Origin of the sequence: Amycolatopsis sp. CB00013 (genome assembly GCF_001905755.1) — a bacterium.
In the GTDB taxonomy this organism is placed as follows: Bacteria; Actinomycetota; Actinomycetes; order Mycobacteriales; family Pseudonocardiaceae; genus Amycolatopsis; species Amycolatopsis japonica.
In genome coordinates this window covers 1,760,766-1,787,057 of sequence record NZ_LIWC01000002.1, presented here as the reverse complement: position 1 = coordinate 1,787,057, position 26,292 = coordinate 1,760,766, and the positions used below count along the sequence as shown (strand labels likewise).

Genomic DNA, 26,292 nt, shown 5'->3' with positions numbered 1-26,292 from the left:
GCCTCGCTCACCCGTGCGCGTCGGGCTCCGAGCCGATCCGATAGGACACCGGCCTGCCTTCCTCGTCGCGCACCTCGACCGGTTTGCCGTCGGCGTCCACGATCTTGCCGTCGACGATCTTGTCGCCGTTTTCGAGCCGGGAGAAGGCTTTCAGATCGGAGTAGTCGATCACCCTGGTCGCCGTCGCGAACACCGACGGATCGCTGCCCGCCTTGGCGGGCTTGAGGTGGTTGAACAACAGGTTCAGCACGACGGCCGTGAGCGCGGCGGAGCTGATCCCCGAATGGAAGATCGTGCCGACCCACGCCGGGAAGTGGTGATAGAACTCCGGTGCCGCGATCGGGATCATGCCCATCCCGACCGAGGCCGCGACGATCACCAGGTTCATGTTCCCGTTGTAGTCCACTTTGGACAGGGTCTTGATACCGGACGCGGCGACCGTGCCGAACAGCACGAGACCGGCACCGCCCAGCACCGGATACGGGATCGCGGCCACCACGCGGCCGAGCACCGGGAGCATGCCGAGGATCAGCAGGATCACGCCGCCGGCGGTCACCACGAACCGGCTCCGGATCCCGGTGATCGCGACGAGGCCGACGTTCTGGGCGAACGCGCTCTGCATGAAGCCGTTGAACACCGGTGCGATCGCCGAGGACGCCATGTCGGCACGCAGCCCGTCGCCGATCCGGCGTTTGCCGACGCGGGTGTCGACGATCTCGCCGACCGCGAGGATGTCGGCCGTGGTCTCCGTGAGGGTCACCAGCACGACGATGAACATCGACACGATCGCGGCGACGTCGAAGGTCGGCATACCGAAGGCGAACGGCGTCGGTACCGCGAAGATCGGGCCTTCCCAGACCTGGGAGAAATCGGCCTTGCCCAGCACGGCGGCCAGTACGGTGCCCACCACGATCGACAGCAGGATCGAGAGCCGGGAGATCGCCGGGACGGCGACCTTGCTGAGCAGCAGCACGATCGCCAGCGTCATCGCGGCCAGGCCGACGTTGGAGACCGAACCGAATTCCGGCGATTTGGTGTTGTTGCCCATCGCCCATTGGGCCGCGACCGGCATCAGGCTGAGCCCGATCACCGTGATGACCGTCCCGGTGACGACCGGCGGGAAGTACTTCACCAGCCGCGAGAACACCGGCGTGATGAGCAGGCCGAGCGCCGCGGACGCGATCACCGAGCCGAAGACGGCGGGCAGCCCGCCGTCCGCGACGATCGCGGTCATCGTCGCCACGCCGGCGAAGGAAGTGCCCTGGACCAGCGGCAGCCGGGAACCGAAGAAGGGGATGCCGAACGACTGCAGGATCGTCGCCAGCCCGCCGATGAACAGGCACGACGCGACGAGCAGCCCGATCTCCGCCGTCGAAACGCCCGCGGCACCGCCGATGATCAACGGCGGCGCGATGATCCCGCCGTACATCGTCAGGACGTGCTGGATGCCGTAAGTGAAACTCTTGCCGATCCCGAGCCGTTCGTCCTCGGGCCTGCCGCTCGCGGCCGTTTCGGCCTGCGTCCTCTTCACCATGGATCCGCCTCTCGGTAGAAGCGAGCGATGCCGGGCAATTTCAGTCTGCGGAGGTTAACTTCCACATAGCAGAAGTTGCAAGACCCTGCCCGTACGGGTCGTCCTTCCGGCGAGCGGACAAAGATCCTTTCCCGCACAAGGAGCCGGGGCGCGACGATGGTAGAAACGCCTGGCCCAGTCGGCGAGATCCCGAAGGCAGGAAGACGGCACAACATGGCGAATCCGCTGGTCGCTGAACGTGAGGACTCCACCAAGGGGCACACCGGCGTTCCGCTGCTGGAATCGGCGAACGACCTCAAAGAAGGCATCGAGAAGGGCGACTGGGCCGCCGTCGCGATGGGCGCCGTCGGGACGGCTCTCGACGCGCTGTCGATGGCCATGGATCCGTTCGGGTCGATCCTCGCCGCGGGCGTCGGCTGGCTGCTCGAACACGTCGGCCCGCTGTCCGACGCGCTCGACGCCCTGACCGGCGACGCCGACCAGATCAAGGCGCAGGCCGAAACCTGGGCCAACATCGCCAAGGAACTCGGCGCCGTCGGCACGGAGCTGACCGACCTGGTCAAGGCCGACCTGCAGACCTGGGCCGGTGACGCGGCGGACCGCTATCGCGAGCGCTCGGCGGACACCGTCAATGTCCTCACGGCCGCGCAGAAGGGCTGCGAAGGAGCCTCCAGCGGGGTCAAGACCGCGGGCGAGGTCGTCGCCGCCGTCCGCACCCTCGTCCGCGACATCATCGCCGAACTCGTCGGCCACCTCATCAGCTGGGCGCTGCAGGTGCTGTTCACCCTCGGCATCGGGCTGACCTGGGTGGTGCCGCAGGTGGTGACCGCGGTCGCCAAGACCGCCGCGAAGATCGCCGACATCACCACCAAACTCGTCAAGGCACTCAAAGGCCTGATGCCGCTGCTCAAGCGGGCCGACTCGCTCTTCGACGACGCGGCGAAGGCCCTGCGCAAACTGAAGGGCGGGAAGGTCGACGCCCCGCCGCCGCCCAAGACCAAGGGCGGCAACGATCGCGGGCTCGACCCCAAGAAGGACAAGGATCCCGACGAGGGCACCACCAGTTCCAGCGCCGACGGCAAACCCGACGGTGGCAACAACAACGGTGGCGGCAACTCCAACGACAAGGGCACCAACACCAAGTCCGACAACGACCAGACGAACAGCAGCGGCGCCGGCGGCGGGGGCGACCGGGACCGGGGCGGGAACAACGACACCACCAAGAAGGACGGCAACGGGGACCGCTCGACGTCTTCGGATTCCAAGAACTACTGCGGTGACCCCGTCGACGTCGCGACCGGTGAGGTCGTCATGAAGCAGGTCGACGTGACGTTGCCCGGCGACGCGGCGGAGCTGGAGCTCTCGCGCACGCATCTCTCGTCCTACACCGCCGGACGCTGGTTCGGTCCTTCTTGGACGTCCACAATGGACCAAAGGTTGGCGTTCACGGGCGATCGGGTCCTGTTCTACGCCGAAGACGGCATGGTGCTCACCTATCCCGTTCCCGTGGTCACGCCCGTGCTGCCGGTGCAGGGGCCGCGGCACCGGCTGCGCCGCGCGGCGGACGGGTACCGGCTGTCGATGGGCGATCGCGAACTGCGTTTCGCCGGTGCGGGCCGGATCCTGCCGCTCGTGGCCATCGAGCAGAACGGCGGGCGCACGGAATTCGCGTACGCGGCCGACGGCTCTCCCGTGGGACTCCGCCGCGACGACGGCGTCGAAATCGCGATCGGCACGGCGAACGGGCGGATCGTCGCGCTCGGCGCCCCGGGTCAGCCGCCGCTCGTGCGCTTCGCCTACAACCGGCACGGCCAACTGAGCACCGTCACGGACTACGCCGGGCGCCCGATGACGCTCGACTACGACTTCGGGCACCGGCTCGTCGGCTGGAAGGACCGCACGGGAACCTGGTACCGCTACGTCTACGACGACGCCGGACGCTGCGTCCGCGCCGTGGGCGCGAGTGGTTACTACAACGCGACGTTCGCCTACGAGCCCGGCACGACCCGGCACACCGACGCCGTCGGCCACACGTGGACGTATCGCCTCAACGACGCCAAGCAGTTGATCGAACGCATCGATCCGCTGGGCAACTCCCAGCACTACAGCTGGAACCGGCGCGACGAGCTTTTGTCCACAGTGGACGAACTCGGCCGCGAGACCGGTTACGAATACGACGAACACGGCGAACTGATGGCCGTCCACCGGCCCGGCGGGGAAACGGTGTCGCTGGCACACGCCGAGGGCGAGGTCCGGCTCTCGGCGGGAGACGTCCGGCGGACGGTCCCCGCGTTCGATCCGGCCACCACCCTCACCGGCACCGGGCTGCCGATGGAGATCCCGGACGCGCCCGACCCGCTCACCGACGCCCCCGTGACGGATCGCCCCGGCGATCGCGACCTGTTCGGCCGCCCGCGGCTCGCGTACACGGCGTCCGGTGGTGCGGCGAAGCTCGGCTGGACGGCCGACGGCCGCCGCGCGTGGCGGCTCGGCCCGGACGGTGGCCGTGAGACGTGGGTGCACGACGCGGAAGGCCACGTCGTCGAGCACCGCGACGCGACCGGTGCCGCGCGGCGCCGCAAGTACGGCCCGTTCGGCCTCGTCCTGGAGGAGACCGACGCGGCGGGCGCGCGCACGCTGTTCACCTACGACGGCGAACTGCGGCTCACCTCGGTGACGAATCCGAACGGCCTCACCTGGCGCTACGTCCGCGACGCCGCGGGACGGCTCGTCGAGGAGACCGACTACGACGGCCGCCGGATCGGCTACACCTACGACGCCGCCGGACAGCTGCTTCGCATGACCAGCAGCACGGGCGACGTGACCGAGTACTTCTACGACCTCCAGGGCAACGTCGTGGCGCGGCGTACTCCGGACGACGTCACCCGCTACGAATACGACGCGCTCGGCAGGTTGATCGTCGCCGAGAACATCGAGTCGCGGGTCGAGATGACACACGACGACAGGGATGAGGTCGTCGTCGACACGATCAACGGGCTCGGGGTGTGCTGGCGCCGCGAGGGCGACGTGCTCCTGCGCCGGACATCGTCCGGTGTGGACAGTGAGTGGCGGTTCACCGAATCGGGACTGCCTCGGTCGCTGAAGATCGCCGGGCACGAGATCGAATTCGGCTACGACGACGCCGAACGCGAGATCACGCGCAGCGTCGACGGCACCGTGGTGCTCCAGCGGCGCTTCGACGCGGAAGACCGGCTCGCCGAAGAGGAGATCGCGGGGGTCGGGAAGCGCGTGTACGGCTACCGCCCGGACGGCAGGCTCGCCGCCGTCGACGACGCGATCCGGCCGTGGCGACTCGCCTTCGACGCCGCGGGCCGGGTCAGCGAGGCACGCGGACCAGCCGGCGTCGAGCGGTTCGCCCACGACGCGGCCGGAAACCTCACCCACGACGAGGGCGTCTACGACTCCGACGAGCGGGGCCGCGTCACCGGCGACCGATCCTGCGCCTACGAGTGGGATCACCTCGACCGGCTGCGTTCGGTGCGCACTCCCGACGGTGCGTTCTGGACGTACCACTACGACCCGCTCGGGCGGCGGTTCGCCAAACGCCGGTGGCTGATCGATCAGGATGGCGGGGCCGAACTCACGCACGACGTCCGCTTCCTGTGGAGCGGGATGAACGTGGTCGAGCGGATGGACTACGACCCCGCCGACGAGTCCTACCGGCTCTTCACCTGGGAACGCTACGACGACGACCGCCCGGTCGCGCAGATCGAGCGCACCGGCGCCGCGGAAGACGTGGCGTTCCGCGCCGTGATCACGTCGCCGGCGGGCACGCCGACCGAGCTGCTCGACGAACGCGGCACGCTCGTCTGGCAGGACCGCAGCAGTTTCTGGGGCGTGCCGCTGCCCGGCGCGGACACCGCGTCGATGCCGCTGGCCTTCCCCGGCCAGCACCGCGACGAGGAAACCGGGCTGCACTACAACGTTTTCCGGTACTACGACCCGCGGACGTCGCGCTACCTCAGCCAGGACCCGCTCGGCCTCGCGGCCGCGCCGAACCCCGTCGGCTACGTCGATCAGCCGCTGCTCATCGGCGACCCGCTCGGCCTCGTCCCGCCCTGCGGGCGGAGCGGTCCTGGCAACCAGCCGCGGCCCCAGCCCGTCGGCCCCAGCGGGCAACCCCAGCCGTTGCGGAGGAGCCCGCGGAAACCTCCCGTCAACGTCGACAAGATGTCGAAGGAGGAGTTCGAGAAGTTCAAGCCGAAGCTCGACGAGATCCTGAAGGCGGACAAGCACTTCTTCTGGTCCGGCGGTACCAAGAAGCGCAAACGCGGCGAAGAGGACGAGTACCTCGGCTCGATCGAGGAGAAGGCCACCAAGATCGCGAAGCAGAACGGCGGCAACACCCTCGAGGGCACCCTCAAGGACAACAACATCAAGATGCCCGGGTGGATCAACGATCCGAAGGACCCGAGGAGGCCGCTCGTCCAGGAGAAGTGGGACTACGTCTCCGAAACCTTCGCCAAGAACTCCAACAAGGACACGCACGTGGTCTTCCCCTACTGGCCGGGCAAGGGACACGACATCTACCCGCATCGCCGCGAGGACAACGTGTTCGACGTGACCGAGTACCCGCGGCTGGAAAAGATGGGGATCGACGACATCACCAAGCACAACGCGGAAACCGGGCACACGCGCCCGTACCGGCACACCAAGTGACGTTGCCTCTGACGGAGCGCTTTGGTATACCAAAGGGGAGCCTGTCGAGAAAGGTGCTCCCTTGTTGATCCGTGACGTCCGCCCCTGGGGTGGACAGCGCAGCGACGTCGAAGTGGCCGATGGCCGGATCACCGCGGTACGGCCGCACGATCCCGCCGCCAAGACGGCGCCGGACACCGTCGACGGTCGCGGGCGGCTGCTGTTCCCGTCGTTCAGCGACGTGCACGTCCACCTGGACTCGACGCGGGTCGGCCTGCCGTTCCGGCCGCACACCGGCGCGCCCGGCGTATGGGCGATGATGCTGAACGACCGCGAGAACTGGCGAAACGCCGAGGTCCCGCTGCCCGAGCGCGTCGCCGGGACGCTGGAGCGGATGATCGCCAACGGCACCACCCGCGTGCGCACCTACGCGCAGGTGGACGTCGATTGCCGGCTCGAGAAGCTCGACGCCGTCCTCGCCGCGAAGGAGCGCTTCGCCAAGCACGCGGACGTCGAGATCATGGCGTTCCCCCAGGCCGGGATCCTGCGCGAACCCGGCACCGTCGACGTCCTGGAGGCCTCGCTGCGCTCGGGCGCCACGGTCGTCGGCGGGATCGACCCGTGCTCGCTGGACAAAGACCCCAAGGGGCATCTCGACGTCGTGTTCGGGCTCGCCGAGAAGTACGGCGTCGAGGTCGACATCCACCTGCACGAACCCGGCCATCTGGGCGTGTTCTCCACCGATCTGGTGATCGAACGGGTCCGCGCGCTGGACATGCGCGGCAAGGTCACCCTGTCGCACGCGTACGAACTGGGCTCGATCTCGGAATCGGTGAGCCGCCGGCTGATCGACACGTTCGCGGAACTGGACATCGCGATGGCGACCGTCGCGCCGTCGACCGACGGCCAGCTGTCGCTCGCGGAACTCACGACCGCGGGCGTGCGCGTCGGCCTCGGCGAAGACGGCCAGCGGGACTACTGGAGCCCGTACGGCAACTGCGACCTGCTCGACCGCACCTGGCAACTCGCCTTCACGAACGGCTTCCGCCGCGACGATCTGATCGAGATGGCGCTGGCCGTCGCCACGATGGGTGGCGCGTCGATCATGAGCCACGACGTCCCGCGGCCGGCGGGCATCGCCGACCGGCCGGGGGTGGCCGTCGGCGACCGCGCCGACCTCGTGCTGGTGGACGGCGAGACCCCGACGAGCGCGGTGATGGACCGGGGCAAGGACCGCACGGTGCTGCACGACGGCGTCGTCGTGGCGGACGGGCTTTCGGTGGTGGGTTAAACCGTTGGCGCCCGATCGCGGCCGCTGCTAACTTGCCGGAGGCCGTGCGAGCGAACGAGGAGGTGGTACCCGTGGACATTTCGACATGGGTGCTCCCCTCAGGGGTCACGGTCGGGCGATAGGTCGTCCGGGAGCGCCGTTTCACGAGCACTCCCGAAAGGCACGACCATGCACTTCACTTCCGAAAAACGCCTCGAAGACGGTGTCCTCGAGCGCGGATTCACCCTCGGCGAGATCCCCGGCGTCCTGTGGACCCCGGAGTCCACGGAGCCGGTCCCGCTGATCCTGATGGGCCACCCCGGCGGACTGGGCAGGATGCACCCGCGGCTCGTGGCCCGGGCCCTCGCTTGCGCGGCGGATGGCTACGCGACGGCCACCATCGAGCTCCCCGGAGCCGGTGACCGGCCGCGTTTCACCGTCGTCGACGAGGCCCGCGCCGATCTTCAGCGCGTGCTGAAGGCCGGCGAGCCGGTCACCGACGACATCGTCGACCGGCTCGTCCTACCGCTGGTCGAAACGGCCGTCCCCGAATGGCGGGCCACCCTCGACGCGCTCCTCGCACTGCCTGAAATCGGCGGCCCGGTCGGGTTCTCGGGCGGGGTGATCGCCATCGGCACGCGGCTGGCGTTGGTCGAGCCGCGCGTCGAAGCCGCCGTCCTGTTCGCCGGGAGTTATGTGCCGCGCAGCATCCTCGAAGAGGCGCGGCAGGTCACCATTCCGCTGCACGTCCTGCTCCAGTGGGACGACGAAGGGAACGACCGGCAGCAGGCGCTGGATCTGTTCGACGCCTTCGGCTCCCAGGAGAAGACGTTGAACGCCAACATGGGCGGGCACACGGGCGTCCCGTCGTTCGCCGGGGAAGCCGCGGGCCGGTTCCTCGCCCGGCACCTGAAGTGACGTCCGGGGCCGCGGGCGGTACCGGCCGCGGCCCCGGCTTCAGGCCGTATCTTGAGCGGAACCGCGACGATCCGACCGGAGTGCGGAGTGGACGAACGAACGCGAGAGATCCTGTGCGGTCTGATGACGAACCCGGCTTTGCCCGGCCCTCTGCGCGCACTCCTGCCCGCTCCACCCGTGGCGACGGCACCTGACACAACGTGGCACGACGTCGATCCGGACGTCGCGCGGGCAGCCGATCCGACCACACCCTCGGACGAGGTGCTCGCGTTGCTGGACCACGACAGCGCGCTGGTCCGGTGGACCCTCGCCGGTCGTCCGGACCTGCCCGGTGAGGTCCACGCGCGGCTGGCCGCCGATCCCATCCCGGGTGTCCGCGCGGACCTCGCCGCCAATCCCGCCGTGGTGTCGGAGCCGATCCTGCGCGGACTGGCGAACGACGAGGACGCGGACGTTCGGCGAAGCGTGGCGCACAACCCGTCCGTCCCGCTGGACGTGCTCACCCGCTTGGCCGACTCGATCCGGATCGGGCCGAGCCTGTTGCCTCGCGTCACGGCGGCGACGGACGAGGAACTGCGTCTTCTCGCGGCAGCACCGTCCGCACGGGTCCGCATGCTGGTCGCCGAGCGCGTCGCACTGCCCGCGGACGTCTTCGAACGACTCGTGACGGACGACGACATCCGTGTCGTCAAAGGAATCGCGCCGCACCCCGCGCTGTCGGCGGACCGGCTGTGGGCACTCGCCGAGCGGCACGGGCCGAGCCTGTTCCGCAGGCTCGCGACGAACCCCCACTGCGACCCGGACCTGCTGCATCACATGGCACACAACGCCACCGCACGCCGGATCTACCGCGCGGTCGCCGAACACCCGAACACGCGCGGGGAAACGTTGCTGCTCTGTCTCGGGGACGATGTCGCACGACGGTGGGCCGCGGCGCACCCGAACCTGCCGGCCGACGTCTTGATCGGACTCGTGGAGGACCCGAGCCTGGCCGGATGCGCGGCCGCCAACCCGTCACTCCCCGTCGAAGTGATGGAACGGCTGATCGCTACTTACCGCCATAACGGGTGACGACGGGCTTCTGTGCTCACCCATGCCGGTCGTGTCCGTCGTCTCCGTCGAGCTGAGCGAAAACGATGACGTTGTCGCGATACGAGCGCGCGGCTCGGTCGAAGGAACCGCCGCAGGTGATCAGCCGCAGTTCCGGGCCGGCGGTGCGGCCGTAGACCTCCTTGGTGGGAAAGCGATCTTTGGGGGCGTGGATGGTCCGGCGCACCACGAAGGTGACGACGGAACCGTCCGCGCGTTCGACGGTGACGCGATCTCCCGGCGCGAGTTCGTGCAGCCGGTAGAAGATGCCGGGCTGGGACGCGCCGTCGACGTGACCGACGATCACCGCGGGCCCGGTCTGTCCGGGCGCCGGTCCCGGCTCGTACCAGCCCGCCTGCATCGGCGTGGTCACCGGCGGGGTCCGCATACGCCGGGTTCGCGTCGAGGCCGAGCTCGATCAGCGACGAGTCGGCGCCGAGTTTGGGGATGTGCACCGCGACCGGGTTCACGCGGACCGCGGGATCGACGACCGTCCTGGCCGGCATCACCGGCGGTGAGGACGGTCGTGGGGCCGCCATGGCAGGCGCGGGCGGAGCCGGCATCGGGTTCGTGGTCAGGCTGATCACCAGCCCCATTGCCGCCGCGGCGGCCAAGGCCGAGGTGATCGCGCCGAACCCGGGACTCGGCCGGTCCTTGCCTCGGCGCAGCTGCCGACCGGCCTGCTGAAGTGTCTCCCAGCCGACGCCGACGATGATCACGAAAGACGCGCTCACCACGGCGAAACCGGTGTTGCCCGGCAAGAACGTGACGGCCGCCAGCATCCACGCCAGGCCGACGAGGGCGAGCAGGAGCAGCCGGGTCCGGATGGTTTCGACAGCCATGCCTCTCCAGTCGTCGAACGAGGAGGGATGGTGTGGTGTGGCCGGGGCAAGGCCACACCACACCGTTCCCCCTATCGGAAGTGACGACGGCGCGCGGCTGCCGCCGTCACCATGAGCAGGGCGATCACCAGGAACGCCAGTCCGCCGCCGACGGGCCACTGATCGTCAGCGGTCCCGCCGCCACCGGCCTCGACAGCACCGGCGGGCACCGGGTATCCGGCGTCGACGTGCTCGCCGGAGGCGCCGTGGAGGGACGCTTCCGCCGAACCGCTGTGCGCTCCGGCCGCGTGGGAAACGAGACCGCTCCCCACCATGACCACTCCCTGACCGGCACCGACGGTGCCGTGCCCGGAGCCACCGGTCTGGTGACCGGTCGTGCCGCCGGTTCCGCCGCCGGACGGCGAACCCGGGTGGGTTCCGGGGTCACCGTGCGGGTCGCCGGTGCCCGGTACCGGCATCGGAGCCGGTGCCGGAACGGGTACCGGTGCCGGACCGGCGGGGGCGAGGTAAGCGGTGCCGGTGGCGCCGGCCTGCTCACCGTTCGCCGTCGTGCCGGTGACCGTGACCGGTGCCGCGGTGGTGTCCGCGGACGGCGTGAACGTTCCCGTGCACACGGTGCTTTCCTTGGCGGCCAGAGTGCTGTCACCGCAGGTCAAGGCACCATTGGGAGTGGTGCTCTCGACGTTGCTGACCGTGCCGGTGCCGGAGTTCGTCACCGGCACGCTCACCGTCGCCGGCTGCCCGGCGGTGACCGGTACCGCGTTGTCCGGTGATCCGGCGTCCGTGCCGTTGACCGTGGGCGTGCCCATGGTCAGATCGCACGAACACCCGGTGTCGCTGCCGGTACCCGGTGCGGGTGCCGGGCTGACGGCCGGCGCGAGGTAGGCGGTGCCGGTGGTGCCGGCCTGCTCACCGTTCGCCGTCGTGCCGGTGACCGTGACCGGTGCCGCGGTGGTGTCCGCGGTCGGTGTGAACGGCCCGGTGCACACGGTGCTTTCACTGGCGGTCAGCGTGCTGTCGTAACAAGTCATCGCACCGTCGGCGGTGGTGCCGCTGACGTTGCTGACCGTGCCGGTGCCGGTGTTCGTCACCGGCACGCTCACCGTCGCCGGCTGGCCGGCGTTGACCGGTACGGCGTTGTCCGACGATCCGGCGTCCATGCCGTTGACCGTGGGCGTGCCCATGGTCAGATCGCACGAACACCCGGTGTCCGCCGGCGTCGACGTGGTCGTGGCGGTGGTGTCGGCGCCGGCCGTGCTTTCGCCCGCGGCGTCGGTCGATGTCGCCGCTACCGGCGTCGGCAGCGGCTCGACCGCCGGCAACGTCGTGACGTCACTGGCGGCTCCGCTGTCCGACGACGCGGTCGAGGCGGTGCCGGTCGTTGTCGCCGAGGTAGAGGATGCCGAGGTCGTGCCGGTCGTCGCCGCCTGCCGCGGCTGCACGAGCCCCGACACCAGCGATGTCACGGTGTTCAGCGGGCTGGTGCCCGCGGTCGTCTCGGTCACTTGGTTACCGGGTTCAGGAGGATCGGTGCCCTCCTCGGCGTGGGCCACACCCACGCCGAGGAGCATCAAGCCACCTGCGAGCAACCCGGCCTGAAGGGACCGTTTTACCCAGGTACGCATGGGAAACCTTTCCAAGTTCTGCTGAGTTGATCAGTGCTCTCGGCGGTGTCCGGTCTGTCAGTGGGTTCCGGTGCCGGTGGCGGACGATTGCGGCTGGTGGCCCCCGGTCGACATGGCCGGGTCGCAGGTGCACACACCGGTGGTGGTGTAGCTCTGCGAGAAACCGACGGTCGAGGTGTTGCCGGAAGCGTCCTTACCGGTGAAGGTCGCCTTCACCGCTTTGGCACCGGGACTCGCGGTGAACGTGATCGTGCACTGAGTGCTGGCACCCGGCGCGAGCGTCGTCCCGTTGCAGGTGACCCGGCCGTTCTGCGAGGTGCCTCGCAGGTTGGCGATCGGCGCGGTGCCGGTGTTGGTCATCTGCACCTTGACGGTGGACGTGCTGCCGGCGGGCACGGTCGCGGTCGAGTTCGAGCCGACCACGGCGCCGTTGACCGAAGGCTTGCCGGTGATCGACAGCTTGCCCGCACCCGCTTGCGTACCGGTGTAGAAGATCCGGCAGGCCTTGCTCTGCTGCGTGCCGTTCGGACCCGACACGGTGAAGTTGAACTGCGCGGTGTTCGAGCCCGGCCGCGCGGTCGTGGTGACCGTGCAGCGGGCCGTGCTGCCCGGCGCCAGCTGGGCCGAGCCGCAGTTCAGCTTGCCGAGCGAGGTGGTGCCACCCAGCCCGGACACCGGGACGGTCCCGTTGTTGGTCACCGGGATCGTGATGGTGACCGGGCTGCCCGACGGAACGTTCGGACCGGGGGCGCTGCCCGCGGCCTTCCCGTTCACCAGCGGGGTACCGATGGAGATGCTCGCCGACGGCTGCGGCGTCGGGTGCGGCTGCGGGACCGGAACCGGCTGCGGCGTCGGAACCGGAACCGGAACCGGAGTCGGCTTCGGCGTCGGCTGCGGGACCGGCTGCGGTTTCGGGGTCGAGCCCGGAACCACGTTGCCCAGCAGACCGGTCACCGGCGAGAGAATCCCGCCGACACCCGGCTGCCCGGCGCCGGGCAGACCCGGCAGGCTCGGCAGACCAGGCAGGCCAGGCAGACCCGGGAGCGGCGTGCCAGGCTGTCCCGGCGTACCAGGAGCCGGGGTACCGGGCGTACCAGGAGCAGGCTTGCCCACGTAACGGATCGTCATCTCCGAGCCGACGGTCGAGCCGTTCGGCTTGGTGCCGGTGATCGTCAGCTTCGCGCTCTGCGAACCCGGCTTCGCCGGGGCCGTGAACGTGTAGGTGACGGTGCCGCCCGGCGCGACCGAGGTCGCGGACGGGGTGACGGTGCCGCCGGGGAACGAACCGCTCAGGTTGGTGAGCGTCTCGGTGCCGGTGTTCGTGAAGGTGACCGAACCCGAGACCGGCGAACCGGCCGGGATGGTCGGACCCTCGCCCGAGATCGGCGTGCCGCCGATGGCCGGAACGCCCGGTCGCAGCGGAGACGACCCCGGGGTGCCCGGCTTGGTGGGCGAACCGCCGAGAACGCCGCCCAAGGCGGGACCGACGAGCGGCAAGCTCCCGGTCGCCGTGTCACCACCCGAGCCGGGCAGGCCCGGCATGCCGAGCGACTCGAACGTCTTGATGTTGTCGGTGACCTTCAGGACGTCCAGGACCGCGGCCGGGTCGCCGCTGCTCACCTTTTCGAACGCGGTCTGCCACAGCAGGCGCATGGCGTCGAAGTTGTTGCCCGCGAAGGACAAGTACTCGTCCGGGGTGAACACCGTGTCGGGGCCGAGCCGGTTCATGATCTCGGCGACCTGGAGGGTGTTGTAGAGGTAGTCCGGTGCCAGGACCCTCGCCGGGTCGGGAACGCTCGGCATCCCCTTCTGGACGAAGTTGACCACCTTCTCCGGCGTCGGCAGCCGGGACATGTCGACGGCCATGGTCTTGGTGTCGATGGGCAGCCCCATGCCGCCGCATCCCGTCGCCATCGTGAGGTAGTCGGTGCCGTGGCCCCGCACATGCGAGGGATTGAAGATCGGGATCCAGCCCAGCGGTCCGCCGTACGCGTCGATGACCGGCATATGCGAGTTGCCGATCGCACCGCTGGCCATGGACAGGATCAGGTTCTTGTACGCCGGGTCCGTGTGGTAGGTCAGGGCGTGCGAGTTGCTGCCCAGCAGCGGGATCCCGTCCTCGTTCTTCCACATGTGCTGCAGGAAGAAGTCGCACGCGTCGCCGCCGCCCTCATGGGTGGTGTCGCCGGTCGAGTGGCCGCCGGACTGGTTCGGGTCGACGGACGTCTGCTTCGTCTCGCCGCCGAACAGGCCGCCGGTGAAGACGCCACCGCTGAGCACGTCGCCGCTGAGGAACTTGCCGACGGTCGGGATCTGCGCTGTCGGGAGGTCCCCCGTGGGGACCGGGCTGGAGGTGCCGCTCGTTCCGGAAGCACTCACCGACGAGCCGGGCTGAGAGCTCGTGAGCAGTGAGGTGGTGTCCGTTCCGGAAAGGCCGAGGCCGTCGAGGCCCGGCAAGGAAGCAGCGGCGGTGTTCGTGACCAGTCCGACGATCGCGAAAGTCGCGGTGAGCGATATCGCCGCCCCGCGCAGTACGCGGTTCGATCGGCGGGAGAACGGATTTGCCGGGGAAAGGCCGATTGGGGCCCGTCCGCCGGGGACATCGGCGCGATGGCGCCGAGTCCGACGTGTGATTTTCATTTTCAACGCTCCAGTTCATGAGCGCCTGCCGATAAAATCGGCATGGCGGTTGACGTGTCTGCTGAGAAAAGGGGTTTGTTCACCGACAGCCCTGGACACCGAACCGTTTGATGGAGGTAGTGGCAGCGGGAGCTACAGACTGGCGATTTCAGCCCATGAGTTCGCGAGCCTGCCGTCGAGTTGCACCTCGGCGGTCCTGCTGTCGCTACCGATCAAGGAATTCACTTCGTGGCCGACACGTCAGTCAGGCGACACTGGAGGTTGCTGCGCGCGCTTGCGCAGCGGAGCGATGTGATCCGGGCCGACACTCCAGCAGGCGATTCGCTGGTCGTGGGCGGACCTTCCGGGCAGCACGATCGCGCCTTGCGCGTGGCCACCGTTGGAGCCCGCCGACGAGGTGCCGGCGCCGGGCCCGACGGCGCCGATGGGCGCTGCCGGGAAACCAAGGGGAAGGCGGTCGACCGGGCGCTGCGAGCCGATGTCGGCAGGCGCCGCCGTCGCGGTCGAGGGCTGGAACGAGGATGCTTCGTGCGGCCCGTTCACGCAGAACGCGCAGTCGCCGTCGAGCGGAGCCGCCGGGGCGGAAACCACCGGCAGGTCCACCGCCGTCGAGGTCTGCGGCGCCGCCGAAACCGGCTCGCGGTGCGTTTCCAGGACGGGCCGCAGGTGGGACGGCTCCGGCTGCGAGCCCTCCGTCGCCGTGATCGTGACGACGCCCGGCACGCTGATCCGGGGCTGCAGGCCGGTGCTGGAAACGACCGGCGCGAGCGCGGACACCGTGCCGGTGAGCTTGGTCGTGATCGGGTTGTCGAGCGTGCGGTTCACCGTGGTGACGGTCTCGCTCACCGCGGTGTCGACGGCCTGGGTGAGCGCGGTCGTCATCGCGCTGACCTGCTCGATCGCCGGAGCCAGCGCCGGCGCGGCCGAGCCGACCAAGGCCGTGGTCCGCCCGGCGGTCGTGTTCACGAGGGAGATCGCCTTCGTCGTGATCGGCGAGGTCGCGATCCGTGCGACTGGCTCCGTCTCCTGGACGGCGACGGTCGCGAGTTCGCAACCCGGCGGCGCCGTGGCGGGGTCACCTGGATCGCATCCGGAATCGGCGGCGACAGCGGTCTCGAAGGCGTTCATCACGGCGAAACCGGCGAGGATGAACGCACCGAGCAGAACCGCGCGGCAGACCACGGCGAAGCAACTCGCCCGCCGCGAGGCGGGCTCGCGAAGACCGCGTGAAACGGGCGCCGTGCCCATTCCACCGTCGGTCGTTCGCAGCCACACCATCGCACTCCACCATTTCCGGCTTACTCGAAGGTTTGCCCCAACAGCAGACAGTAAGGACCCGTCAGGCAATAGGGAACTGCCACTTACGGGACCCGCGGCCGCCACTCCTTACAGTCTCCCCCGCCGCGAATGAACCACTCTCCGTCGGAGCCGTAACGCGGAAAATTCGACCTTATGACCACGATCGGGTGAATCGAAATAGTGGCGGTCAACTGCTTGTCGAAATCCCGGCCCAGGGTCGAGGGTCACAGTTCGATAACTCGACATCGGGTGCCGGAAATTTTTGATCATCCCGCGTAAGAGAATGTGCGAACCGGCGTTCCACGGACATGGAGGCCGTGTTCGATCCCCGAAACGAACGCGATCGCGATCGATCCCCGGAAAGGACGGTCGCGGTGGCGATAGTGGTCTACGCCGACCGGCCGAGTACGCGCCACGGGATCGCACGGTCCCTGCGGGGCGCGCCGGGGATCGGGCGCGTCGAATGCGCCGCGACCACCGAGGAACTCGTCCGCGGCTACACGCGCGCGCCCGCCGACGTGGTGCTCGTCGCGGTCCGGCCGGACGAGCCGACCGGTCCCGCCGCCGCGAAGGCGCTACTGTCGGTCGCCCCCGACGCCGCGGTGATCATGTTCGGGTCGTTCGGCACGGCCGCCGGGGCGCTGGTGCCCGGTATCGGCGGATTCCTCCGGAAGTACGACGGCCTGTACCCCGAACCGGCCACCGCGCCACCCGACGCCGAACGCCTCCGCCTGTCCGAACGTGAACTCCAGATCCTCTGGGGTATGGCACAGGGGAAACGGAACATCCAGATCGGCGCCGATCTCGCGCTCTCCGAAGACAGCGTCAAGACCCACTGCAAACGAATCTTCCGCAAGCTGGGCGTCCACGATCGCGCCGAAGCGGTCGCCATCGGCTTCCGCGCCGGTTTCCTTTCCTGACCCGCACGGACCGGGCGGGGTGGCGCCCGGCCCGTGCGTGCCGTCAGGCCAGACGGACCTGGAAGACGGCGACCCGGGCGTCATGCCCGTCCACGCGCATGTCCACGGTCTTGGTGTCGATGAACTGTTCCTGGACGACGCCGTTGCCCGCCAGCCAGTTGATGCGGTCGATCCCGGTGCCGAAGCACCGGCGCTCCGCGTCCAGGCCGGTGGCCTTGTAGTAGTTCGGGTTGTTGGTGTCCGCGGTCCAGAAGACCAGGCGCCCGACGTTGTGGTGCGCGAGCACACGACTGGCGTGGATCCTCTTGTGCTCGTTCCACTCGTCGCGCAGGTCGGCGCGCTGGTCGCCGTTGTACGCGTTCGCGATGTAGTGCGAGTTGATCAGCGCGAACTGGAGCGTCGGGTGGCTCTGGTGACGCACCACGACCTCGTTGATCCAGCGCGGCGGGGTCACCCCGGTGATGCCGCCGTGCACATACGTGGTCTTCGCGCTCGCCACCTCCCACGGCTGCGGGATCGAGATCGGGATCCGGAACGACGTGTTGTGCCGCAGGAACGCGTTGTTGTACAGGGGCCCGAAGTAGTGGTCGATCATCGCGGGCTCGCCGGTGTCGCCCTCGTTGATCTCCTGCCAGCCGACCAGGGGCCGCACCAGGGAGTCACAGTTGCGGACGGCGTCGATCGCGGCCTCGCGCGCCCCGAGGTTGTCGCGGCCGATGTTGGCGGTGACGATCGGCAGCCGGATCCATCCCGTCGCGGCGGAAGCCGTACCGGCACCGGCGACCATGGCGCCGAGCGCGGCACCTCCACCGAGAGCGAGCGCCTTGCGTCTGTTGAGCATTCCGGACACAGCAGATTCCCTTCTCGCGCTGTCACAACGGGACACAGCCCGTGAAAGTGTCACAGAATGCGGCGCTGTTGTGACCCCTTCTCGCCAAAACTGCCGCTTGCCGGCTGGCTACCTCGCCGGCTCGGTGCTGCTCACGAGGTCCCCCCGGAGCTGCATCCGGACACTGGCCCACGGCGCCGCCGACTCATCGTGCTCCTCACCTCCGCCGACGGCGCGTTGTCCGCCGGCGTCATGGTTGGCGAGGATGTCGAGTAAGTGGGCCGCCTGGGCTCAAACTCAGAACCTACGGACTAAAAGATTGCGGGAAACAATGTCGGCGAGTGTCACTAAATGCCACCCGCTGCCAATAGATCCAGGTCAGCCGACATCCTCACCACTTTTCAGTGTCGCGGAGTGTCGCCCGGTGTCGGACACTACTTCGACAACGGAGCCCCATCGGAGACGCAGGGTTAGACCATCCATTGCGGACCAAGGTGAGCGCCGCATGAAGGAACCTAGGCCGATGGATCACTGCCGTCACTGGCCGCGACAGACAGCCCGGGAGTCCACTCGCCGGATGCGGTTTGCTACCACTTCGGGCCAGCGTGTCCGCATGCAGGTTCCAGAGCCGGGCGGACGTCTCCTGGCTACGGCTTCGGACTGCTCACAGGTGATCAATTCGCACTCCGCGAGGACGGTAGCGGCAATCGTTGGACGCCGATCAGGAGATCTTGGACGACCGAGACCATCGGATTGTTCTGCCTGTCGGCGGTCAGCTGAAGAGTCATAGCGGTAACCTTGCCGAGGTTCATCGCCACCTTCCGCTGGTCGCTTGGGTGACCGGGCAATGGGTCGTGATCGGTCCTCCCGTAAAAGGCTGCTATCACGATGTCCGCGACGTACGGGATCGTCAGGCCTGCGGCGACCCAAACATCGCACAGCAGGCCGACAGGCTGGCCAGCCACCGTCTCCCACAACCGCGCCGCCGTGACACCGAACACGACGGAAGTCAGCATTGCCTCGAACGGGTCTGTCCGGCAGCAGTGCTCCAACTTGCCGACCTGCCGTGTAAAGCCAGACATACCATCGAGCAGAAACGCCGCGACAGCCGCCCCGAACGCTTCCGCGCTTTGGGGGCAGACGACGGCGTCCGGCGCGAAGCCGTCAAGGAGCTGCGCTACCGACCAGGCCGCCGATACCGATACTGGGTCATCGGCCACAAGGGCGAATCCCGCAGTGCCACCTTCTGAAGAAGAGGTCTTGCTCTCGTCGGTGTCAGGTTGCCAACGGTCGAAATCCAAATCGTCCGCGACATGGTCGGCGAACCTCTCAAAGAACCGGAAGATCTCCTCGGCGCGACCGTCGGGCAGTGCACCGCCGATCCAGCCAGCGACCTGATCACGCTTCCAACTCTCCAGCTCTGCGACAGTGTAGGTCGAGTCCGAGGCGTCGGCGAGGCGGTGGTGCTTCATGCAAAGTAGTAGCAGGTTGCGCGCCTCGTCGATCGATTCCCCCGGGTATTTCTCGTCATAGCGCGGACCTCGAGGTGACTTCGACCGAATATGGGCGATGTCGACATTGACTATGGACACACCACGGTCCTCGGCGATGAGCCTCTCCCAGCACCCCGGGAATGCGCACCAGCTCGCACTGCCAAACAGTTCCTTAATCACGGGTTCCCTGTAGCGCACGTCGGAATCGTAGAAGGTCGGGTCGTGATTTGGCCGCTCGTGTAACGGTTCGCCCTGCAGCACATTGGGCCCGCGAGGCACCACGAAGCGTCGCGACCGGCTCGCCAGGTCCGCTGTGCGCTCACGTCGGAAGCCCTCAGATGGGCTGAGGTCAAACCACGCGGAGGGTACGGGCGTCAGCATCCAGTTCCACTGTGCCTCCGTGTGTCCGGTTGAGAGTCCGCCATACTTCGAAGCCGGTGAGAATCGCTCGTTCCCAGTCTGCCGAGCGCAGGACACTGACTTCGAGGCCGCCGACAAGGGTGCGGATAGTCTCGAGCATCGGCTGGTCGATGTGTTCGATTCCATCGAGGTAGTCGTGTGCGGAGGCATAGGCGAACACCAGTGCCGAAATACCCTCTTCGACGACAACCGCCCGGCCGCCATCTTCGGCTTCGTCCGTGGCCGGATCGGACTTGCGCTTGCGGCGCATCAAGGCGCGCATCACCGGTGACCAGCCGAGTACAGCGGCATAAGCGAGGTGGAAGGCGTCGTGAAACCGGTACCCGTCCTCGACCCGGGCGGCGTCGGTGAGGGGGTCGCCGAGCGGGGCACCATTCCAGACCATCGCGCTGGCAGTTCGGCCGTCGTCCAGCTCTTGCAGCTGGAACTCGATCCGCGCTCGACGAGGCAACTGCTCATGCTCGGGAAATGCCCGGTCGAAGAGTTCGACGTGGAGCGAGGGCCGCCATCGGTCCTTGACTTTGTCGAGGTTGGCGACAGCGACGTCATCCAGGTCGAGGCCGAACTTCTCACACAGGTCGGCCACGTACCAGAGGACGTCGCCGAGCTCCTCGCGCATTCGGATCTTGGACGCACGATAGGCCGCGCCGTCGCGGCGCTGCTTCTTGTACTCGGTGGCGACCGACCCTGCTTCACCGGCGAGGCCGAGCAGACCGATGGTGATCGCTTCGAGGTCTGCACCGGGCCGCTGGTCAGTCCGAACGGCGGCCCGCTGATAGTCCGACAGTTGCACCGAACTCCTCCTTGTCCGCTTGCCCGACAGCACTTGTCGGACATATCGACAATGTGCGAGAATACGACAGTACTTGTCGGATGACAAGACGGAGATGGCAGCGATTGCAGGGGGTGCGCGTGATACCGACACAGGCCGAAGTCGAAGATGTGATCCTGGAGCTCCTGGCGCAGGAGACTGGCTCCGACCCGGAGACGTTGCGTGAGGAGTTACTCGCCGAAGGCGCGGAGATGCCCTACAGCTCACTGGTGCTCGTGCAGTTCGTGGTCGAGCTCGAGAAGCGCTATGGGGTCCGCGTGCCCGACACGATGGTGGCCGCGCGCGCCTTGAGGTCGGTGTCCACCTTCGCGGAACTGATCGTGACGCTGGCGACCGGCGACACCACGGCCTGAGGAGAGCGACGTGAACGAGTTGTCCATTGGGACACAGTTGAGCGATTGGGGCAAGCTCGGCCTGAAGCTCAAGGAAGTCCGCGAGTACCTGACCCTGTCTCAACAGTACGTGTCGGACCGGACGGGGATACCCCGATCGGCAATTTCAGACATCGAACGCGGCGAGCGGAAGCTGGACAGCCTCGAGTTGAAGAAACTCGCCGGGTTGTACCGCAAGCCAGTCGGGTACTTCCTCGACGAAGACGGGTCGTCCTCAGCTGGCGATCACGCGATCGCAGCGCTGATGCGCAACTTGACGAATTTGACCGAGGAGAACCGCAAGGCCGTGCAGGCGTTCGCCGAGTTCCTCGCCCAGGACAAAGCCAGCAACGGGGACCGAAGTTGATCACAACGTGGCGGCAAGCCCACCGCGTCGCGCAACTCGCCGCGGTGCACGCCCGTGCGGACTTCGACCTGCCGCGAGACACCTATGTCGACGTCCTGGAGGCGATCCGCCGCGCCGGCATCCCTCTGATGTTCCAAGACATGCCCGGCCACTTCGGCACCTATATCTCTCCAGCAACGCATGGCCCAGGAATCTTGATCAACTCGCGCTTGACGATGCCGACACTGCGGCACACCGCCGCACACGAACTGGGTCACCACCAGCTGGGCCACGGTGACGCGAATGACCTCAACCTCGACCTGTGGGAGTCGCAAGCTCCTGGCGCATGGACCGGCACGGAAATGTCTGCGGAAGCCTTCGCGGCATGGTTCCTAATGCCGAGACCGGCGGTCCTGCGTTGCCTCCAGCTCCTGGGTACGGACAAGCCACGGTCGGCTCACGACGCCTACCGTCTCGCGACCCTGCTCGGCGCATCGTTCCGCGGCGTATGCCGCCACCTGGTTAACCTCGAACTTCTCGCGTCGGCGACCGCAGCGACGTGGGTGAGGGCAGGCCGTGCTCGGGTACGGTCTGCCCTCGCAGGCCCCTACGCTTATGTCGCCGATGGAGAGGTCCACATCCTCGACACCGACGTGCGAAACGTTACGGTGCATGTCGCCGCGAACGATTTGCTCGTCGCTACGCCGACCGTGGACAGGGCCATCACGATGCTCTTTAGCGAGATCGTCGGCTTGGAACGAGTTGAGCTCGACGATGCTGCGGAGGGACAACTTGATCTCCTAGACGAGCCCCGCATCGCCTGCTGGCAGGTCACACCGGAGTTCACCGACTCCTTGCGTCTGAGCTCGGACGATCCCACTGCCGCAGGATGGTCCATCGTCATCGAGCCCGTCTCGATACGCGACGGGATAGACCTATCCTGGCTGGAACGTCGCCAGACTCCCATACCCGACACACCGGAGGAGAGCACGGAATGATCAATCCGATTCAGGCCGACACGGTGTCGGCCGCGTGGTATGAGGCCGTGACAGCGACCCGCTCGGTCCCCGGCCACAAGGTTTTTCACCTCATCGTCACCATCACAGATCCCGTCGCTGAGGACGAGGCGACTCGGCATGAGGTGGACAAACTCCTCGCCAACCTTGGTCTGCAAACAGTCGAAACGGTCGCCAACACGATCATGCCAGCCGGCTTGGCCGCGTTGTGCCGCACTCATGAGCAACTCGTCACCAAGTACCGGGCCAGCTACGAAGTCATCCAGCGGTTTCCGAAGAATTCCTGGGGTACCTACTTCGGCAGACTTGTCGCTTACCCGGTCGGCAGCGAGAGGCACCCGGCGCCCTTCGATCAGCTCGCGCCAGTGATCAAGGCACTCCGTGGAGAACGGGTGATCGGCGCCAATTACGAGACCGCCCTAGCCACCGCTGAGGACGCGGCAGAGCTGTCGGAGATCCCCGATCCCGGGACTCTTATCCACCATCCCACCCGTGGTCGCCACGGACGCGGCGGTCCCTGCTTGAGCAACGTCGCGTTCCAGCGAGAAGGCAACCGAGTTCATGCTGTCGCGCATTACCGCAGCCATTACCTCCTCGAACGCGCCTACGGCAACTACCTCGGCCTAGGGCAACTCGTCCACTACGTGGCCCTGCAAGCCGGACTCGAAGTTGGCCGCCTGACTGTCGTAGCAGGCTACGCCCAAATTGAAAATCACCTGTCAGACCTCGACACGACGCTGGACCGGATTGCCGACCAGCGCATGACCTGAAGGAAGGTTCGTTCAGCCCAGCTGCAGCTGCAGCGGATCCGGCCGCCGACGTCGATCGGCGGTGGAGCCTCGTGATGCCGTTCGAGGTGTCGCCTGACCGATACGGGCGTTGATGCCCCACTTGGGGGGGAACCACGCTGCGATTGGCGCCGGGTCACGCCGGAACGTCTGTTTGATGCGGGTGCGTCCCGACAAGCCCTCGACATCGGGATGTGCTACGCGCGCGTACTTGTCAACCTCACAGAACAGGTTCTGGCAGTCGATCAGTTGAAGCGGTCTGCCCCACAGGCCCGGGAAAGAGAAACCCAGCCGGGCGAAGTGTTCTTCCTGATGATCGGCCATATAGCGGATGATCTCGTGCTCGATCCCGGCGGACGCCGGACCGAAACATTTCCTGATCCCATCTTTGGCTCCAGGCCCGGGAACGACGAACTCCATCTCGTCGAAGTCCAGGCCGGCTGAGTAGTTTAGGTCGATCAAGTACTGATATGCCAGAAAGTCGCCTATTCCAGGGAAGTCCCGCAGCACGGTGAAGGCGTCCTGCATTTTGGCTGAGTCCTGGATTCGTTGCGGCGCTGACGAGCGCATCATCAGTTCGATCAACCGCAGGTGGTTACTATGCTTGCGCACCTCGGACAGGTGCGGTGCCGGCATGACATATGCGGCGGAGTACAGCTTCTCCCCCGCCTGGAACGCGCGGGTCAGCACGGCGTTGTAGAGGTCGAACGAGTATTGGTCCCATCGGATCTCACCGAGCGACTCACTCAACATCTGCCACGTAGAGAGACGGTTGAACAGCTTGAAGACGATCGTTCGGAAGAACACCTCTTCCCACGCCTGGTCGCCGTCGTAGCTCACATGGGCGAGTAAGTACTGACTGACTCGATCCGCAGCCCGAAAGCAGTTGGTGAAGCGGTGCCTCAGCAGGATCGGATCATGAGTCCACGGCCCCGGCCTACCCTCCACCCGGGCCAGGTACACCTCCTGGCGAGCAGCCGCGAACCGCCAGTAAGTATCGAACACCGGACTTGGCGTCAGCACGCGTCCCGCGATCTCGATCGATGCGACGTCAACCTGCGCATCGCCGGGTTCGAAAGGCAGCACTAGGTCACCATGATCTTCAGCAACATTGCTGTTCAGACGGTTAGCTACCATATGTTTATTATAGGTTATGAAAGTAGCGAGGTCGAGATGAGGCTGTACCGTGGGAAGCGGCGCAGCACGCTCGTCCACTGGCCAGAGAAGGTCGACCATCGCCTCGATCTGCTGTTGCACCTCGTGGAACAGACCGGAGAAAACGCTAGCCGTGCTCAGCTCCTCGCCGCCTTGGTCGCGGCGGCACCGCGCGACGGACTGAAGCTCGCCAGATTGCTGCGCAGGTATCGCACCCAGGACGAAGCGACCTTCACCCGCGAAGACGAGGAGGCGCCGCCGTTGGCGCGAGGCAGGCGGAAGCCCGGCCCTCGAGGCTCCTCGCTTGAACAGCTTCAGCCCGACTCCACCTTGGAACCTGCAGATCCAGAATGACGATCATGGCCAAGCGGCAACGCCAGCGGCCACTGCCAGCACATTCGCGCACAGAAGGGAGTACCCGGCACAGGCGTACAACAGATCGGACTCCATGATGTCTTCACTCACGCCGCTGCACCCACGAAGGATCACCCACGTGTCAATTGGTGACCACATCCTCCACACTCGATGAGTGCTGAACGTGTTCGAATTCTGATTCGGGGCTGGCCTGGGTTCCACGTCAACGTCGGCAAGGTCGAAGAAGCCGCGAACGGCATCAAGCTATGCATGATCGATCAGTCGAGCTTCGAGCTACGCAGCCTGTGCGGCGACACCGCCGTGTATGGACACGACGGCATCCACAACGCGCTGCTGAACTGCTGCGTCTGCCGCGTACCGGGCACCGACTCCGCCACTGCCGGCTCGCTCACCGCCGCCCCGGGTCGAGGACCGGCAAGCGATGGCTGAACTCATAGACACCAGCGCCCCGGCAGCCCTCCTCCCAGGCAAGCCCGAAGCGATCGAGGGAGCGCCCGCATCCTCAGCGCCCGCGGCGACCTCGCCAGCCAAGCCGCCGACGGACTCAAAGCCATCGACACCGGAGAATGGGAATGCCTGCTGGCCACGCGTTCCACGACAAATCCCTCACCGCCGACTACTACGTCTCGCTCTACCTGGCACCCGCCACCAGGCCGCCGAGAAGATAAGCACGTCTCTGTTCGCCGCACCGCTCGGCCGTACGCACCGGGCCCGGCGCCTGCTCCCCTGCCGACATGTAGCGGGCAGTGCCGCCGAGTGTCGGAACGTGCCACCTACTGCCTCGAAAGTTAACCCTCGGATGGCGAATCGCAGGTTCACCCTTTTCACCAAGCATCAATATCGACCCTGAGCTGGGGAAACACGATCACACGGTGGTGGGCGAAAAATGGTTGTCCGAGTTTCGTGAACAGGTCGATCTTGGCAATCGCAGTGGGTCCTCATTGGACACATATGAACACCGATGGAACACCCACGTGAAGCCTCGCGTGCTCGGGTTGAGCATGGGCGACTTGGACGCGGGGCGCGTTGATACGATCTTGCAAGACATCAACCGCGCGTTGTCGACAAGTTCCGCGAAGACAGCACGCACCGTCCTTTCAGGACTCTGGGGCTACGCTGTCCGCAATGGACCGTTGAAGAGCAACCCTGTTCGGGACGCTCGGCCCGTGGAGAACCGAAAGCGTCGCAAGGCTCCACGAGCCCTAGAAGTCCACGAAGCACTGGCGATCTTCGAGCTTGCTGACGGTGATGGGATCGCGGTGCGGCAAGATCTCCCGGACATTATGCGGTTCTATGCGGGCACCGGGGAACGCACTGGTGAGGGCATCGCCGTGCGCTGGTAGCACATCGACTTCAAAGCCAAGGTCACGCGCATGGAGGGCAACTTCGTCCGGACGAAAGCCGACGGAGCCAAGATCAACGATGGTAAGAGCGAGAACGCGCAACGTGACGTTGTGCTTGCCGACTGGCTGGTCACCATGCTGTTGAACCGTCGCGCCCGGGTCGCCGCTCAACGCGGCATCGCTCCCGACGCTCTGACCGGCTGGATCTTCCCCAACTCCAAGGGTGGCCTTCGGGAGGCCAGCAACCTCCGCCGCGACTGGCGAGCCTTCCGGGTACGGCATGGGCTGGGCGACTGGTTCACCCCTCGTACCTTCCGCCGCACCGTCGCCACTGTGCTCACCGACGCCCTACCGGCCCGGTACGCGAGTGACCTGCTGGGACACTCCCGGGTCTCCCAGACCACCGACACCTACGTTGGTCGGAAGGCGCCATCACGTCGTGCCGCTGAGGTTCTGGAAGTCCTTGGCGGTGATCTCAAAGAGGGCAGTAAAGGGGCACCATGATCAGACAGGTGATCAACAAGTGCC

General features: G+C 67.0%; 24 protein-coding genes. 15 read left to right on the top strand and 9 right to left on the bottom strand.

The window, feature by feature from the left end:
- Positions 1 to 7: 7 nt before the first annotated feature.
- A complete protein-coding gene (locus AMK34_RS18670; protein ID WP_073846122.1) occupies positions 8 to 1,534 on the bottom strand; it encodes a nucleobase:cation symporter-2 family protein in 1,527 nt (508 codons plus the stop codon).
- 213 nt (positions 1,535 to 1,747) lie between these two features.
- Between AMK34_RS18670 and AMK34_RS18665 the strand changes: the two genes are divergently transcribed.
- The 4 genes from AMK34_RS18665 (at position 1,748) to AMK34_RS18650 (ending at position 9,452) form a co-directional block, all read left to right on the top strand.
- Positions 1,748 to 6,214, top strand: a complete 4,467-nt coding sequence (locus tag AMK34_RS18665; protein ID WP_073846121.1) for a DUF6531 domain-containing protein — start codon at positions 1,748 to 1,750, stop codon at positions 6,212 to 6,214.
- A 61-nt stretch (positions 6,215 to 6,275) separates the two neighbouring features.
- Complete coding sequence (locus AMK34_RS18660; RefSeq protein WP_073846120.1) at positions 6,276 to 7,484, top strand: amidohydrolase family protein; 1,209 nt, start codon at positions 6,276 to 6,278, stop codon at positions 7,482 to 7,484.
- Positions 7,485 to 7,652: 168 nt separating this feature from the next.
- The gene (locus AMK34_RS18655; RefSeq protein ID WP_038520360.1) at positions 7,653 to 8,381 is read left to right on the top strand and encodes a dienelactone hydrolase family protein; all 729 of its coding nucleotides are present in this window, start codon (positions 7,653 to 7,655) and stop codon (positions 8,379 to 8,381) included.
- A gap of 87 nt (positions 8,382 to 8,468) precedes the next feature.
- A complete protein-coding gene (locus AMK34_RS18650; protein ID WP_073846119.1) occupies positions 8,469 to 9,452 on the top strand; it encodes a variant leucine-rich repeat-containing protein in 984 nt (327 codons plus the stop codon).
- Between the two features lie 16 nt (positions 9,453 to 9,468).
- Here AMK34_RS18650 and AMK34_RS18645 read toward each other — a convergent pair whose 3' ends face one another.
- The gene (locus tag AMK34_RS18645) at positions 9,469 to 9,843 is read right to left on the bottom strand and encodes a class F sortase (protein ID WP_241832795.1); all 375 of its coding nucleotides are present in this window, start codon (positions 9,841 to 9,843) and stop codon (positions 9,469 to 9,471) included.
- 74 nt (positions 9,844 to 9,917) lie between these two features.
- Between AMK34_RS18645 and AMK34_RS43190 the strand changes: the two genes are divergently transcribed.
- On the top strand, positions 9,918 to 10,157 hold the full coding sequence (locus AMK34_RS43190; RefSeq protein WP_073846117.1) for a hypothetical protein: 240 nt from the start codon (positions 9,918 to 9,920) through the stop codon (positions 10,155 to 10,157).
- Between the two features lie 226 nt (positions 10,158 to 10,383).
- On the opposite strand, the gene AMK34_RS18635 is transcribed toward AMK34_RS43190, so the two are convergent.
- Positions 10,384 to 11,403, bottom strand: a complete 1,020-nt coding sequence (locus AMK34_RS18635; RefSeq protein WP_143202476.1) for a hypothetical protein — start codon at positions 11,401 to 11,403, stop codon at positions 10,384 to 10,386.
- Between AMK34_RS18635 and AMK34_RS42695 the strand changes: the two genes are divergently transcribed.
- A complete protein-coding gene (locus AMK34_RS42695) occupies positions 11,360 to 11,911 on the top strand; it encodes a hypothetical protein (RefSeq protein WP_143202475.1) in 552 nt (183 codons plus the stop codon). The genes AMK34_RS18635 and AMK34_RS42695 overlap by 44 nt on opposite strands.
- 83 nt (positions 11,912 to 11,994) lie before the next feature.
- Here the strand turns inward: AMK34_RS42695 and AMK34_RS18630 are convergent, their stop codons facing one another.
- Together AMK34_RS18630 and AMK34_RS18625 are read right to left on the bottom strand one after the other, a co-directional pair.
- Positions 11,995 to 14,577: a hypothetical protein gene (locus AMK34_RS18630; protein ID WP_143202474.1), complete on the bottom strand. Its 2,583-nt coding sequence runs from the start codon at positions 14,575 to 14,577 to the stop codon at positions 11,995 to 11,997.
- Positions 14,578 to 14,817: 240 nt separating this feature from the next.
- On the bottom strand, positions 14,818 to 15,855 hold the full coding sequence (locus tag AMK34_RS18625) for a hypothetical protein (protein WP_073846114.1): 1,038 nt from the start codon (positions 15,853 to 15,855) through the stop codon (positions 14,818 to 14,820).
- A 395-nt stretch (positions 15,856 to 16,250) separates the two neighbouring features.
- On the opposite strand from AMK34_RS18625, the gene AMK34_RS18620 reads away from it, so the two are divergent.
- Positions 16,251 to 16,796, top strand: coding sequence for a response regulator transcription factor (locus AMK34_RS18620; protein WP_241832794.1), 546 nt, complete (start codon positions 16,251 to 16,253; stop codon positions 16,794 to 16,796).
- A gap of 43 nt (positions 16,797 to 16,839) precedes the next feature.
- On the opposite strand, the gene AMK34_RS18615 is transcribed toward AMK34_RS18620, so the two are convergent.
- The 3 genes from AMK34_RS18615 to AMK34_RS18605 all read right to left on the bottom strand — a co-directional run bounded on the left by AMK34_RS18615 (position 16,840) and on the right by AMK34_RS18605 (position 20,331).
- Entirely contained in the window at positions 16,840 to 17,637 is a 798-nt protein-coding gene (locus tag AMK34_RS18615) for a hypothetical protein (protein WP_073846113.1), read from the bottom strand.
- A 662-nt stretch (positions 17,638 to 18,299) separates the two neighbouring features.
- Positions 18,300 to 19,316, bottom strand: a complete 1,017-nt coding sequence (locus AMK34_RS18610) for an HNH endonuclease (RefSeq protein WP_143202473.1) — start codon at positions 19,314 to 19,316, stop codon at positions 18,300 to 18,302.
- 151 nt (positions 19,317 to 19,467) lie between these two features.
- Entirely contained in the window at positions 19,468 to 20,331 is an 864-nt protein-coding gene (locus AMK34_RS18605) for a nucleoside triphosphate pyrophosphohydrolase family protein (protein WP_073846111.1), read from the bottom strand.
- A gap of 119 nt (positions 20,332 to 20,450) precedes the next feature.
- On the opposite strand from AMK34_RS18605, the gene AMK34_RS18600 reads away from it, so the two are divergent.
- From AMK34_RS18600 to AMK34_RS18585, 4 genes are read left to right on the top strand one after another with little or no spacing between them, the layout of a single operon-like run.
- Positions 20,451 to 20,723, top strand: a complete 273-nt coding sequence (locus AMK34_RS18600; RefSeq protein WP_158073290.1) for an acyl carrier protein — start codon at positions 20,451 to 20,453, stop codon at positions 20,721 to 20,723.
- Between the two features lie 10 nt (positions 20,724 to 20,733).
- Positions 20,734 to 21,108, top strand: coding sequence for a helix-turn-helix domain-containing protein (locus AMK34_RS18595; RefSeq protein ID WP_073846109.1), 375 nt, complete (start codon positions 20,734 to 20,736; stop codon positions 21,106 to 21,108).
- Positions 21,105 to 22,085 carry an ImmA/IrrE family metallo-endopeptidase gene (locus tag AMK34_RS18590; protein ID WP_073846108.1) on the top strand — a complete coding sequence of 327 codons (981 nt, stop codon included), beginning with the start codon at positions 21,105 to 21,107 and terminating at the stop codon, positions 22,083 to 22,085. Before AMK34_RS18595 ends, AMK34_RS18590 begins: the two co-directional genes overlap by 4 nt.
- On the top strand, positions 22,082 to 22,873 hold the full coding sequence (locus tag AMK34_RS18585) for a hypothetical protein (RefSeq protein ID WP_073846107.1): 792 nt from the start codon (positions 22,082 to 22,084) through the stop codon (positions 22,871 to 22,873). Before AMK34_RS18590 ends, AMK34_RS18585 begins: the two co-directional genes overlap by 4 nt.
- Positions 22,874 to 22,885: 12 nt before the next feature.
- Here the strand turns inward: AMK34_RS18585 and AMK34_RS18580 are convergent, their stop codons facing one another.
- Positions 22,886 to 23,977 (bottom strand): nucleotide kinase domain-containing protein, encoded by a 1,092-nt coding sequence (locus AMK34_RS18580; RefSeq protein WP_073846106.1) that lies wholly within the window; start codon positions 23,975 to 23,977, stop codon positions 22,886 to 22,888.
- Positions 23,978 to 23,986: 9 nt separating this feature from the next.
- On the opposite strand from AMK34_RS18580, the gene AMK34_RS18575 reads away from it, so the two are divergent.
- From AMK34_RS18575 to AMK34_RS18565, 4 genes are all read left to right on the top strand, one after another.
- On the top strand, positions 23,987 to 24,400 hold the full coding sequence (locus tag AMK34_RS18575; RefSeq protein WP_083649895.1) for a hypothetical protein: 414 nt from the start codon (positions 23,987 to 23,989) through the stop codon (positions 24,398 to 24,400).
- Positions 24,401 to 24,571: 171 nt separating this feature from the next.
- The gene (locus tag AMK34_RS18570) at positions 24,572 to 24,850 is read left to right on the top strand and encodes a hypothetical protein (protein WP_073846105.1); all 279 of its coding nucleotides are present in this window, start codon (positions 24,572 to 24,574) and stop codon (positions 24,848 to 24,850) included.
- 443 nt (positions 24,851 to 25,293) lie between these two features.
- Entirely contained in the window at positions 25,294 to 25,764 is a 471-nt protein-coding gene (locus AMK34_RS42690) for a site-specific integrase (protein ID WP_143202472.1), read from the top strand.
- 30 nt (positions 25,765 to 25,794) lie between these two features.
- Positions 25,795 to 26,268, top strand: coding sequence for a tyrosine-type recombinase/integrase (locus tag AMK34_RS18565; protein ID WP_073846104.1), 474 nt, complete (start codon positions 25,795 to 25,797; stop codon positions 26,266 to 26,268).
- Positions 26,269 to 26,292: the final 24 nt, after the last annotated feature.

Bases quoted from the DNA above. Each gene is read 5' to 3' on its own strand.
- AMK34_RS18565 (WP_073846104.1), top strand. From the start codon at position 25,795: ATGGAGGGCAACTTCGTCCGGACGAAAGCCGACGGAGCCAAGATCAAC.
- AMK34_RS18665 (WP_073846121.1), top strand. From the start codon at position 1,748: ATGGCGAATCCGCTGGTCGCTGAACGTGAGGACTCCACCAAGGGGCAC.
- AMK34_RS18570 (WP_073846105.1), top strand. From the start codon at position 24,572: ATGAGTGCTGAACGTGTTCGAATTCTGATTCGGGGCTGGCCTGGGTTC.
- AMK34_RS18655 (WP_038520360.1), top strand. From the start codon at position 7,653: ATGCACTTCACTTCCGAAAAACGCCTCGAAGACGGTGTCCTCGAGCGC.
- AMK34_RS18625 (WP_073846114.1), bottom strand. From the start codon at position 15,855: ATGGTGTGGCTGCGAACGACCGACGGTGGAATGGGCACGGCGCCCGTT.
- AMK34_RS18670 (WP_073846122.1), bottom strand. From the start codon at position 1,534: ATGGTGAAGAGGACGCAGGCCGAAACGGCCGCGAGCGGCAGGCCCGAG.
- AMK34_RS18575 (WP_083649895.1), top strand. From the start codon at position 23,987: ATGATCTTCAGCAACATTGCTGTTCAGACGGTTAGCTACCATATGTTT.
- AMK34_RS18585 (WP_073846107.1), top strand. From the start codon at position 22,082: ATGATCAATCCGATTCAGGCCGACACGGTGTCGGCCGCGTGGTATGAG.
- AMK34_RS43190 (WP_073846117.1), top strand. From the start codon at position 9,918: ATGTGCACCGCGACCGGGTTCACGCGGACCGCGGGATCGACGACCGTC.
- AMK34_RS18615 (WP_073846113.1), bottom strand. From the start codon at position 17,637: ATGCTCAACAGACGCAAGGCGCTCGCTCTCGGTGGAGGTGCCGCGCTC.
- AMK34_RS18630 (WP_143202474.1), bottom strand. From the start codon at position 14,577: ATGAAAATCACACGTCGGACTCGGCGCCATCGCGCCGATGTCCCCGGC.